General features: G+C 60.4%; 14 protein-coding genes. 10 read left to right on the top strand and 4 right to left on the bottom strand.

Going from position 1 to position 11,763, the window contains the following annotated elements; translation table 11 throughout:
- The 3 genes from NQV17_RS37280 to NQV17_RS37270 all read left to right on the top strand — a co-directional run.
- On the top strand, positions 1-367 hold a 367-nt coding region (locus NQV17_RS37280; RefSeq protein ID WP_257776079.1), incomplete at its 5' end, for a transposase.
- The gene (gene tnpB, locus NQV17_RS38265) at positions 367-600 is read left to right on the top strand and encodes an IS66 family insertion sequence element accessory protein TnpB (RefSeq protein ID WP_374692807.1); all 234 of its coding nucleotides are present in this window, start codon (positions 367-369) and stop codon (positions 598-600) included. The genes NQV17_RS37280 and tnpB (NQV17_RS38265), both read left to right, overlap by 1 nt.
- 27 nt (positions 601-627) lie before the next feature.
- Positions 628-1,041 (top strand): hypothetical protein, encoded by a 414-nt coding sequence (locus NQV17_RS37270; RefSeq protein WP_257776078.1) that lies wholly within the window; start codon positions 628-630, stop codon positions 1,039-1,041.
- 45 nt (positions 1,042-1,086) lie between these two features.
- On the opposite strand, the gene NQV17_RS37265 is transcribed toward NQV17_RS37270, so the two are convergent.
- The 3 genes from NQV17_RS37265 to NQV17_RS37255 are packed head-to-tail and all read right to left on the bottom strand — an operon-like array spanning position 1,087 to position 3,493.
- The gene (locus NQV17_RS37265; protein ID WP_257776077.1) at positions 1,087-2,643 is read right to left on the bottom strand and encodes an IS66 family transposase; all 1,557 of its coding nucleotides are present in this window, start codon (positions 2,641-2,643) and stop codon (positions 1,087-1,089) included.
- Between the two features lie 33 nt (positions 2,644-2,676).
- Positions 2,677-3,006, bottom strand: coding sequence for an IS66 family insertion sequence element accessory protein TnpB (gene tnpB / locus NQV17_RS37260; RefSeq protein ID WP_257776076.1), 330 nt, complete (start codon positions 3,004-3,006; stop codon positions 2,677-2,679).
- A 1-nt stretch (position 3,007) separates the two neighbouring features.
- On the bottom strand, positions 3,008-3,493 hold the full coding sequence (locus NQV17_RS37255; RefSeq protein ID WP_257776075.1) for a transposase: 486 nt from the start codon (positions 3,491-3,493) through the stop codon (positions 3,008-3,010).
- Positions 3,494-3,601: 108 nt separating this feature from the next.
- Here NQV17_RS37255 and NQV17_RS38260 point away from each other — a divergent pair, with 108 nt between their 5' ends.
- The 7 genes from NQV17_RS38260 (at position 3,602) to NQV17_RS37225 (ending at position 10,850) form a co-directional block, all read left to right on the top strand.
- Complete coding sequence (locus NQV17_RS38260; protein ID WP_374692805.1) at positions 3,602-4,420, top strand: site-specific integrase; 819 nt, start codon at positions 3,602-3,604, stop codon at positions 4,418-4,420.
- Entirely contained in the window at positions 4,405-5,208 is an 804-nt protein-coding gene (locus tag NQV17_RS37250; protein WP_257776074.1) for a tyrosine-type recombinase/integrase, read from the top strand. Before NQV17_RS38260 ends, NQV17_RS37250 begins: the two co-directional genes overlap by 16 nt.
- Positions 5,209-5,343: 135 nt before the next feature.
- Positions 5,344-6,351 carry a site-specific integrase gene (locus NQV17_RS37245; protein ID WP_257776073.1) on the top strand — a complete coding sequence of 336 codons (1,008 nt, stop codon included), beginning with the start codon at positions 5,344-5,346 and terminating at the stop codon, positions 6,349-6,351.
- A gap of 98 nt (positions 6,352-6,449) precedes the next feature.
- Complete coding sequence (gene tnpB / locus NQV17_RS37240; protein WP_374692804.1) at positions 6,450-6,695, top strand: IS66 family insertion sequence element accessory protein TnpB; 246 nt, start codon at positions 6,450-6,452, stop codon at positions 6,693-6,695.
- Positions 6,696-7,027: 332 nt separating this feature from the next.
- On the top strand, positions 7,028-8,506 hold the full coding sequence (gene ltrA / locus NQV17_RS37235; RefSeq protein ID WP_374692806.1) for a group II intron reverse transcriptase/maturase: 1,479 nt from the start codon (positions 7,028-7,030) through the stop codon (positions 8,504-8,506).
- A 144-nt stretch (positions 8,507-8,650) separates the two neighbouring features.
- Positions 8,651-10,213 (top strand): IS66 family transposase, encoded by a 1,563-nt coding sequence (locus tag NQV17_RS37230; protein ID WP_257776071.1) that lies wholly within the window; start codon positions 8,651-8,653, stop codon positions 10,211-10,213.
- Positions 10,214-10,253: 40 nt separating this feature from the next.
- The gene (locus NQV17_RS37225; RefSeq protein WP_257776070.1) at positions 10,254-10,850 is read left to right on the top strand and encodes a plasmid pRiA4b ORF-3 family protein; all 597 of its coding nucleotides are present in this window, start codon (positions 10,254-10,256) and stop codon (positions 10,848-10,850) included.
- Positions 10,851-10,894: 44 nt separating this feature from the next.
- Here the strand turns inward: NQV17_RS37225 and NQV17_RS37220 are convergent.
- A protein-coding gene (locus NQV17_RS37220) for an IS5 family transposase (protein ID WP_257776080.1) occupies positions 10,895-11,712 on the bottom strand; the annotation gives its coding sequence in 2 pieces (ribosomal slippage) (positions 10,895-11,364 and positions 11,364-11,712; 819 coding nt in all).
- Positions 11,713-11,763: the final 51 nt, after the last annotated feature.

The raw sequence follows: 11,763 nt of genomic DNA, 5'->3' as shown, positions 1-11,763 counted from the left end.
AAAAATGGAAATCAAGGCGCGGGGTCGGCGACCAGGCTCCAGGAATTACACCAAGGAGTTCCGCGCGCAGGTTGTAGCGGAAACGCGAGACCCGACGCGCTCGATGGCGGAAGTCGCGCGCTCGCATGGGCTGAACGCGAACCTTGTGTCGAAGTGGCGGCGAGATCAGGACCGTGCCGCGACACCCACATCAGCACCCGCCGAATTATTCCTGCCTGTTCAGATGGCATCGCCGCCGATACCAGAGCCGATCGGATCATCCAGTCTGGTCGTCGAATATCGTGGCGTACGTGTTTGTTTCGAAGGCAAGCCGGAGGCCGATGTACTGCGGCTTGTACTCACGAGCTTGCTGGGAGCGGGTTCGTGATGCTGGGCCTTCCCGCCGGGACGCGGGTGTGGTTGGCAGCCGGCGTGACCGACATGCGCTCCGGCTTCAACAGCCTTGCCGCGAAGGTGCAGACCGTGCTGGAGCGAGACCCATTCTTATGTGGCGGGCTGCGATATGCGACGTACCTTCAGAGCGCCTCCGGCGTCGTCGGATGGTTTGCAATTTGCCGCCACATAAGATTTGGATTCCACTCTCTCCGTGCCCGGGATTGACCCTGGCCTGTCACGGAAGGAGTGGTCATGCTAGAGCTATATTTCAAGTACAACCGAGTGATCGCGCGATTTCGCAGCGGTGCGCTCGGCAATGAGATCGATCGTATTGCCGACAGCCTGTTCGATGCAGGGTACAAACATGCATCTGCGAAGCTGTATCTGGCGCGCATCGCACGGTTCAGCACGTATGCAACCGAATGTGGTTGCCGCAGATCGGTCCCGATTCCTCCTCAGATCGTTGATCGCTATCTACAGTCAAGACCAACGACTGAGGCCCGCTGGGCCGCACACGGAGCGCTCTGCTTTGCGGCCAGATGCTTTCCGGACCGATTTGCAGTCGAGCCTCCCCCCAAGGATCTGGACAGCCCGTTCCTGACTGCTTACATGCAGCATCTGCGCATCGTTCGCGGTTTGCATCCCAAGACTTGTGAAGGTCTGTAAGCGCTCAGTAGACGACGTGGCTTGCGCGAGGCGACCGACTGTGCCTCAGTCAGTTGAGGCGGCGACCCGCCACGGCAGCAGGGTCTCGTAATCGTCGGCAGTGTTTGCGAGCGGGAGTGCCTTGAACAGCGCGACGAGGTAGCCGTACGGTTCGACGTTATTCGCCTTGCACGTTTCGATCAGCGAATACAGGTTAGCTGCAGCATTCGCTCCGGCAACCGTGTCGTAGAAGAGCCAGTTTTTTCGCCCGACGGTAAACGGCCGGATCGCGTTCTCGCATGCGTTGTTCGAGATCGGCCAGGCACCGTTCTCGACGTAGCGGGTCAGCTTCGGCCATTGACCCTGCAGGTAGTGCAGCGCTTTGCCGAAGGCACTTTGCGGCAACACCACATGCAACTGACGCAGTAGCAGATCCTCGATTTGCCCGAGGATCAACCGACTCTCGCGTTGCCTGGCGAGCAACCGATTCTCCGGCGGCATGTCCTCACAGCGCGATTCGATCGCAAACAGGTGCCCAATCAGTCGAATGAATTCACTGACGGGATGGTCGCGACCACGCTGCGCCTTTGGCAGATTTTCTTCCGCCTCGATCACGTAACGACGTGCGTGCGCCCAACAGCCCAGATGCACGAGTTGGTTGCTGTGGGCGACATCGTTGTACGGCTCATAGCCGTCAGTCATCAACGCCGCGCCGTGCTTGATGCCAGCATAGAGCGTCGCGGCTTGTGCCGCGCTGCGCGTCGGGCTGTAACTGAACAATCGAACCGGCGGACCGGTGCCGCTCATCTGCACCCACATGTAGCTCTTGCGCTGCGCCGCGCGCCCGGGTTCCTTCAGCACCTGGACTGTCGTTTCGTCGCCGTAGACGATATCGGACTCGAGCAGGTGGTCGCGCATCAAATTGATCAGTGGCTGCACTGCCGTACCGACACGCACCACGCTGGCTGCCAGCGTGCCACGCGAGAGATCGCCACCGAAACGGTGCAGCAACGCGGCGATGCGATACAGCGGCAGCGCGTCTGCGAATTTGCTCACAACCACCCAGGCGAGCGCCGATTCGGAGAGTAGACCCTTGGGGATGATGCGCGCCGGCGCCGGGGTCACTTTGATGCCGAGGTCGCAGCAAGGACAGGCATATTTGACTCGCTGGTGCTGAATGACACGAACCTGTTGCGGCACGATATCGAGCTGCTCACTGATCTCGGCGCCGATCTCGACGAGCGCATGCCCGTCGTGTGCGCAAATGCGTTCCGATTCCGGCAGTTCATGACGGACGATCTCTCGCGGGAGCATCGGGTCCAGCGGCTTGCGCCCGCGCTTCTTGCGCTCGTGGGCACCGACCTCGATGCTCTGTTCTGCTTCGCTCTCGTGCGCAGGCTCAGATCCCGTTGCGGCTGCCTCGGCTTCGTTCAAGAAGAGGTCGCGTTGCTCGGCACCGCGCACTTCGCTCTTGGCCGCAAACAACTGCCGCTGATAGGCCTCGAGCTTCTCGCGCAGCAAATCGCGTTCGACCGTCACCACACGCAGTTCGCTCTTCATGGCAGCGAGTTCTGCGCGCAGCGCCTGCCGTTCGTCGGTGGGAGATGAGGATGGTGGCGGCATCGCCGGATTAGACCAGCAATGCTGGTTCGTGTTTCAGGTCACGCGCTGATAATAGCGTGACGGATGCGCCCGCATCGCTTCGATGTCGATGCCGTCGAGCAGCCAGTGCAGTTGTTCCGTTCGCAGTTGGAGGACCGCTTCTTTGCGCGGCCAGACGAAACGATCCTGCTCGAGCCGCTTCATGAGAAGCCAGAAGCCGTTACGGTCCCACAGCAGCATCTTGATGCGATCGCGACGCTGATTGCTGAACACATACACTGCCTGCGCGAACGGATCGAGCTTCATCGATTGCTCGACGATGGCTGCAAGGCCGTTGATGCTCTTACGGAAATCGACGGCGTCGCGATGCACGTAGACCTTCAACTCATCGTCTAACCGGAACATCGCACCGCCCGAGCGTTTCGATCATTGCTGACAGCAGCGCCGCGTCGTTGTTGCCGCATTCGAGTTTAAGCGTGATGCCGTTGGGCATCTGGACCGTCAACGTCGACGAGGCCAGGCGATCCGCTCGCGCACCAGCTGTCGTCTCCTGCGAAGAAGACATCACAGGTTTGCCCTCGATCTCGACAAGCGCCTGTTCGCTGCTGACTCTGACGACCGGCACGAATGCCGGCTCTGCTGTCGACGACTGCGTTGAAGCATCAGCCAGCCGTTGCTGATGCAGCTTGATCCATTTGTGCAGAAGGTTCGCATTGACGCCGTGTCTGAGTGCGAGCCCCGCTACTGACGCCCCCGGCTCAAGGCAAGCCTCGACCAGCCGCTGTTTGGTTCGCCGATCAAAACGGCGCTTGCCGTCTATGCCAACGGTGACGACCTTCAGGCACGACGCTTCTGAGTGTTGTTCTGTCATTAAGGTGTCCACTGAAAATCAGTGGACATAGCCTGCACGGTCAGCTCGCTGAGTGCCAGACGTCCATTTCTGCGCGCTTACGAAGGTCTCGCTCTGACAGCCCGGCGGATGCTTGCTTGGCAGAGGCAACATTTACGGGGTATGCCTCTCGCCACACTCGGCGCCAAACACGTTTTGGTCATGACGGGCGAACTGCTATCCGGGTGCCGAACCGACAGTGCCAGATCATCGACCACCTCTCACATGCGCTCCTTTCTGCGCTACTTATACTGGGCGGGTCTCAACGCGGAAGACCTCGCGCATTTCGTACCCAGGACACCATGTTGGCGCCACGCCCATCTCCCGTCGCGTCTTCCGTGGGAGGACGTTCGGCGTGCAATCGATAGCATCGAGAGCACGACGCCATCGGGCATACGTGATCGAGCAATAATGCTGTTGTTGGCCACGACAGGCATGCGCAACAGGGAACTGCGTGAGCTCGAGCTCGACGACATACGGTGGCGCAACGGAGAAGTTTTACTACGTCACACCAAGGGGCGTCACGACCGCGTCGCGCCGCTGCTCCCGGAGACAGGTGAAGCCCTCGCTAAATACGTTCTTCACGCGCGACCACCGGCTACTGACCGTCGTGTTTTTCTTTCGTGCGTTCCTCCAGTGCGCTCGTTTCCTCACAGCAGCAGCATCTCGCGCATTGTGCGTTTCCGACTTGAGCGCGCTGGACTCCACGCTCAACGTTGTGGTGCCCATCTTCTACGCCACAGCCTCGCGACTCGACTGGTTGAGAGGCGACGGCCAATCAAGGAGATTGCCGATCTACTAGGTCATCGGAACATCGATAGCACGTCCTTTTACGTCAAGGTCGCTGTACCGCAACTCGCGGATGTCCCATTGCCGTTTCCCGGAGGTGCGTCATGGACACGTTCTTGAGTGCGTTGACCGCGGGAACGGAGAGCTACATTACGCTTCAGCGAGCGCTGGGCTATCAGTTTCGCAAACAGGCCGCGACGCTTCGGGCATTTCTACGCTACGTTCGCTCTAGCCATGCTGGTGGTCCGCTATCTCAAGCGTTAGCGGTGGACTTCGTTATGGCGAGCAATCTTACGTCGAACGGCAGGGCTATCTGCTACGGAGTAGTTCGGCGCTTTGCGGAATACTACGCAGCGTTCGACCCTTGTACCGGGTTTTTCGATCATCGTGTCTTGCCTCGATCGCGCCACATTCCACCGCCCAGAATCTTGAGCGATGAGGAACTACGCTCACTGATGAACGCAAGCGTGCGGGTATCGATCGTCCAGCCATTGCGAGGCCAAACATTAGCGACATTGATCGGTCTGCTAGCGAGCACTGGACTACGGTCGGGCGAGGCCCTGCGTCTCGATGGTACCGATGTCGACCTATCCACCGGTATCTTGCAAATCCGCAAGACCAAGTTCCGGAAGGACCGACTGGTTCCCGTACATGCTACTACCTTGGTGGCCCTGCAAGCCTATGCACGATATCGTGACCTTGCCTTCCCGGTACAAACAAGTTCGGCCTTTTTTGTCAGCACGCGCGGTACCCGACTGTCCCCGGCCGGCCTGCATTACGGTTTCCATCAAGCCTGTGAACTCGCAGGCCTGAAGAGGGCAGGAACCAAGTCCGTGCGGCCTCACGATCTACGCGCACCATCGATTCGCCGTCACGCGCCTTGCGCACTGGCACCGGCAGAAGGTTGATGTTCAGTCGATGGTGCCGATACTGGCGACTTACTTGGGCCATAACCGATATAGCGACACTGCCTACTACATCACTGCTACGCCAGAACTGCTGGGCCTTGTGGCAAATAATGTTTTCAGCACGGGAGGTTTGGCATGAACGGTCAACCCTCACTCGCACGGCACTTCGAGTCATTCTTTCGCGAACGACTGATGCAGCAGCGTAACGCGACGCCGGCCACCATTGCTGCATACCGGGACGCTCTCCGACTGCTTGTCCTCTTCGCTGCAGAGCGAACTGGCAAGAAACCAAGCGCTCTGGCGGTTGATGACCTCGACCGAGACATGATCTTGGCGTATCTAGACCATCTGGAACGCTCGCGCGGCAACTGCGTGCACACTCGCAACTCTCGACTCACGGCAATACGTTCATTTTTCCGCCATGTTTCGACTCGTGATCCCGCTTCGCTTGGTGTCGCTCAGCGCGTACTTTCGATCCCAATCAAGAAGTCGGACCTGTCCAACCCCCGATATCTGTCCCGAGTCGAACTCGACGCACTCATCAATGCGCCGGACAGGTGCTCAGCGTGTGGCCGTCGCGACCGCGTTCTGCTGCTGTTCCTTGCCCGCACTGGCGCCAGGGTTTCAGAGGCGCTCGGCGTAGACGCGTCCGACCTGGTGCTGGACGGAGCGCGATCGCATGTCACGCTTCGCGGCAAAGGTCGCAAGCAACGCGTGATTCCCTTGGCCGGCGACCTCGTTGCAGCAATCAACGATTTGCTGCGCGAGAATGGCGTCGGCCATCATGAGGCGGTGCCGCTATTCGCTGGCGTGCGCGGCGAGCGGTTGACTCGTTTCGGCGCTACCCACATCGTACGTCGAGCCGCAGAAGCAGCGTCCATACAAACGCCAGAGCTCGCGCGTAAGGCAATCTCGCCGCACGTGTTCCGACACTCGCTCGCAATGATGCTGCTTCAATCCGGAGTGGACCTTCTTACGATCCAAGCGTGGCTTGGACACGCACAGGTTGCTACTACACACCGCTACGCCACGGCGGATGTCGAAATGATGCGACGTGGACTGGATAAGGCGGCTATTCAAGGAGCTGCAGGTCATCGGTTTCGGCCGAAGGATGCTGTCTTGAGTCTCCTTGAGAATCTGTAGCGTTATGTGTCGTCGACCGCGGATACTAGGGGCACGGCATCTCGGACAACAGGTCTACCCGCGGTCGGCGGCCACATATTTTGCTATGGCACATAAGAATGGATATGTGGCGTGACACATATCCCTACAGCGGCAACGTGTTCGTGTTCCGCGGCCGACGCGGCGATCTGGTCAAAGTGCTCTGGTGGAGTGGTGACGGCATGTGTTTGCTGATGAAACGGCTCGAACGTGGCCGCTTCATCTGGCCAAAGGCGGATGGAGGTGTCGTCTGCCTGAGCCAGGCGCAGTTGTCCATGCTGCTGGAAGGCATCGACTGGGTGCGACGGGAGACCGTCAAGAGATAGAAGGTGAAAGTCCTTTACGATGAAGAACTAGCGAATCACATCGACCCCGAGTCATGCGGGGGCACCCGCGAGGGTGTCACCGAAGCGTTGACAGGGGCGCACGTAGGCCAGCCATTGAGCGACGAAAGACTTCCCAATCGGAGTGCTGATGCTTTCCAGTCAGCAGAAGGCAATACGTCCCGCCGCGATATCGCGAGTGGCGGGCGGCTCCGCGTCGTCTGTAGACCCTGGCATGCGTGTACGTCTCTTGAGCGGGAACCGCGAGATCTCCGGACCGCCCTCGCCAGCCGGGCGACGGGCCGCATGGTGAAGGCTGGGAGCCGTAGACCATGATGCACGGTCCGGAGAAGTCAGACTCGCTCATAGTACCGGGGAAGCCGGCGAACAAAGCGGCGTCAGCCGTGGCGGAGCTGGTGGAGGGAAGGAGCGGGACCGAAGGGAATGCGATGATGCAAAGCATGGTCCGGACGCAGAGCCGGGAAGCCGTGTCACAGGCGCAGAGTCGCATACGGGAAGCTGTCAACAGAAACAGGAAGGAGAAACTGACAGCGCTCCTGCATCACATCGACGTTGATATCCTGCGCGCGGGCTTCCTGTCGTTAAAGAAGAGCGCGTCAGCGGGCGTTGACCAGATGACGTGGGGAATGTACGAGGCAGCATTGGAAGAGAATCTCCTGTGCCTGCATCGACGGCTCCACACAGGAGCATATCGGGCGTTGCCTTCGCGGCGGGTGTACATACCCAAAGCAGATGGTAAACAACGGCCGCTCGGCATCGCCGCCATGGAAGACAAAATCGTCCAGGCGGCGACGGTCATGATCCTCACGCCGATATACGAGGCGGAGTTTCTGGGTTTTAGCTATGGATTCCGGCCCAGACGCAGCCAGCATGATGCGTTGGATGCTCTGGCGTACGGAATCAAGGGACGCAATATCTGGTGGATCCTCGATGCTGATATTAGCCGCTTCTTTGACACGATCAACCACGAATGGCTGGTCCGGTTTCTGGAGCACCGTATCGGCGACCGAAGGATCATCCGCCTGATCCAGAAATGGCTCAAGGCGGGCGTGCTGGAACAGGGCGAGCGGATCGATACGTTGCAGGGGACACCGCAGGGAGCGGTAATATCGCCGCTGCTTGCGAATATCTATCTGCATTACGTGTACGATCTGTGGGTCCAGTCGTGGCGGAAACGTCATGCGAGTGCCGACATGATCGTCGTCCGCTACGCGGACGACACCATCGTTGGTTTCCAGTATGTATCAGATGCCAACGCATTTCTGAACGAGCTGCGAGAACGGCTGGCGAAGTTTGGGCTGAGCCTGCATCCGGAGAAGACGCGGTTGATCGCGTTTGGACGCTTCGTCGCCAAGCGGCGCGCGGCGCAAGGGCTGTCGAAGCCCGAGACCTTCGACTTCCTCGGCTTCACGCATATCTGCGGGAAGAAGCGAGGGGGTAAAGGATTCCAACTCTGGAGAAAGACGAAGCGCAAACGTAAGACCGAGACGGTCAAGCGAATCGCGACAGAATTGCGGCACATGAGGTCAAGTCCTATTGACGAGCAAGGCCGGTGGTTGGCTCAGGTACTGCGAGGGCATTACGCCTACTTTGCGGTACCGACCAATCTCCAAGCTGTTCGTGCTGTTCGCCACCTGGTCAAAATTCGCTGGTATCTAAGCCTCCTGAGGCGGAGCCAGCGTCGGCGGCTGACGTGGCGGCGCATGAACGTGATCGTTGAAAAGTACTTGCCCATGCCGCGAGTCCTGCATCCATGGCCGGAACAACGTTTCCTCGTCAAACACCGACGGTAGGAGCCGGATGCCTTAATTGGGCACGTCCGGATCTGTGCGGGGGGCGTTCCGAAAGGAACGTCCCTACCGCGATCGTCAGCCGGTGCGCACGGCGGCGCCAAGCTCGGCGTTGTAAACCTGCTGGTCGGCGCGTAGACTGCCGGCATGACGACGGCGAACGCGTACCCGGACGACATCGAAGCGCTCAAGGCCCTGCTGCTTGAGCGCGACGCGCGTATCGGTCTTCTGCAAGACGTGGTCGAATCGCACAAGGCCGCAAACGCGACTGCCAAGGCCGAAATCGAGCATCTGAAGCTGTTGATCGCAAAGCTGCGCCGCATGCAGTTCGGCCGTCGCTCGGAGAAGCTGGACCACCAGATCGAGCAACTCGAACTGCGCCTCGAAGAGCTCGAGGCCGACGAAGGCGCAGTCCCTGTCGAGATCCCCAGGACGCCACGCACGGCGCCGGAACAGGTACAACGCAAGCCGTTGCCGGAACACCTGCCGCGCGGGATCCAGACCCATTGGCCCGAATCCCGTGAAAGCTGCACGGCGTGCGGTGCGCCGATGAAGCCGCTTGGCGAGGACGTCTCGGAACAACTCGAATATGTGCCGGCGAGCTTCCGAGTCATCCGCCATGTGCGACCGAAGCTGGCATGTTCGTGCTGCGATCACATCGCCCAGGCGGCTGCGCCGAGCCGCCCCATCGAGCGAGGCATGGCGGGGCCGGGACTGCTGGCCCACGTGCTGGTCTCGAAGTTCGCGGATCACCTGCCGCTCTATCGGCAGTCGGTGATCTATGCGCGCGAAGGCGTCGAGCTGGATCGCTCGCTGCTGGCGAAGTGGGTGGGTCACAGTGCGGCGCTGCTGCAACCGCTCGTCGACACGCTGCGTCGGCACGTCATGGCGGCAACGAAGCTCCATGCCGACGATACGCCGGTGCCGGTGCTTGCGCCGGGCAATGGCAAGACGAAAACCGGACGACTGTGGGTCTACGTGCGCGACGATCGGAACTCGGGAGACCTGACGCCGCCGGCGGTCTGGTTTGCCTATACACCGGATCGCAAGGGCATCCACCCGCAGCAGCATCTTGAATCGTTCAACGGTACACTGCAGGCCGATGCCTACAGCGGTTACCAGGCGATCTACGAAACGGGACGCGTCGCCGAAGCAGCGTGTTGGGCCCATGCCCGACGGCAGTTCTACGAATTGCACGCAGCTCGCCCGAATGCGTTGAATACCGAGGCGCTCGAACGTATCGGCGTGCTGTACAAGGTTGAGGAAACGATCCGGGGCAAGCCACCCGACGAACGCCGGGCACATCGGCAAGCCCACGCCCGACCACTGCTGGATCAACTCCACACCTGGCTGACGGCGATGTTGGAGACGCTCTCGCGCAAATCCGACACGAGCCGGGCGATCCTCTATGCGCTGAATCGGTGGGAGGCGCTCACGCGCTATTGCGATGATGGCCGCCTGGAGATCGATAACCTGCCAGTCGAGCGTGCGTTGCGCGGGGTTGCCATCGGGAGGCGGAATTACCTGTTCGCGGGTGCTGACTCGGGCGGAGAACGCGCCGCGGCAATTTACGGCCTGATCGGGACGGCCAAGCTCAACGACCTCCATCCCGAAGCGTATCTGCGCGCAGTACTCACGCGCATTGCAGACCATCCGATCAACCGGGTCGAAGACCTGCTGCCCTGGAATGTGACCACCCTGGCATCGTAAGGCGATAATGCCGCGGGCTTCTCGTTCCCACGGAGATCAGATGGCAAAATCGTTCCAGCGCTTTACCCTGCACGCGCAGCTTCAACACATCGAGCCGCCCATTTGGCGCCGGATCGAGGTCGAAGGAACCGAGTCGCTACGCAAGCTGCACCATATCCTGCAGGCAGCCTTCGGCTGGACAGACATCCACCTCCACGACTTCCTGATCGACGGCATGACCTACGCCATGTTCGAGGTGGATGACGTGCTGGACTTCGCTGATCCGGACACGACTGCCGATGACCGGAAGGTTCGACTGCAGAAGGTCCTGAAATCTGGCTCACGCTTCCTCTACCGGTACGACTTCGGGGATGGCTGGGAGCATGCCATCGTCGTTGAGAAGATGGAAACCATTGAGCGCGAACCCTGGGGCGTCGCTCAGGTCATTGATGGTGCTCGCGCCTGCCCACCTGAGGACGTGGGCGGTCCGCCTGGCTACGAAGCGTTCCTGGACACGCTATGCAACCATCCCAACAGCGAAGAGGCTGAACGTTACCGAAACTGGGTTGGCCCCGGCTTCGACGCCGAACTGTTCGATCTGCGTGCGGCCAATACGACCCTGATGCGCATGGCTTCCAATCGTTGGGGAAACCGGTAGCTCGCGCCGTCAAGATGGCTTCGGCTCCACGCTTAGAGACGGTTTCAAAAAGGCTGTTCGGCGCGCCGGAGGGTATTCCAGCAAATCAGGCAGCAACCGAGTTCGAGGAATGCCCCGTGAATGTCGGCGCGACGCTCGAAACGAATCCGGAGGCGGCGGAAGTGATGTAACCACGCATGTGTGCGTTCGACGACCCAGCGATATTTGCCCGGGCCACTGCCATGTTCGGCACGGCGCTTGGCGATCACCGGCTCGATACCGCGATTGCGCAACGCTCGTCGATGTCGCTCGGAGTCGTAACCTCGGTCGGCGTAGACAACGCGCGGTCTCTGCAGCGGGTGGCCGCGCAATCCGCGAATCGGCGGAATCGCGTCGATTAGCGGCAGTAGTTGCGTGACGTCGTGGACGTTCGCGCCGGTCAGGATCGCGGCAAGCGGGGTGCCGTTGGCGTCGGTGACGATGTGGTGCTTGGAACCGGGTCGCGCACGATCGGTAGGGTTTGGCCCAGTTTTTGGCCCGCCCCAACGGCGCGAATCGATGATGAATCGACAGCGGCTCGCGAGAAGTCGATCTGGTCTGCTGCTCGCAGCTTCGCCAGCAACAGTTCGTGCAAGCGGTCCCACACGCCTGCAGCCTGCCAATCGCGTAGCCGTCGCCAACATGTCACGCCCGAGCCGCATCCCATCTCGGCGGGCAGGTCGCGCCAGCGCAGTCCGGTCTTGAGAACGAACAAGATACCGGTCAGCGCAGCGCGATTCGAAACAGGCAGGCGACCCGGATTTTTCTCGCGCCGCGGCGTGGCTGGCGGCAGTAACGGCTCGATCAGCGTCCACAATTCGTCGTCGATGATCGGCTTGCCCATCTCCTCGGCCTCGATTGTTTCGATGCCTGAGGTTAACAGCTCGCCGCACAA

This window comes from Burkholderia sp. SCN-KJ (assembly GCF_024656005.1).
GTDB lineage: Bacteria > Pseudomonadota > Gammaproteobacteria > Burkholderiales > Burkholderiaceae > Burkholderia.
The sequence above is the reverse complement of the archived record's forward strand: the minus strand, read 5'-3'. Positions and strand labels throughout refer to the sequence as shown.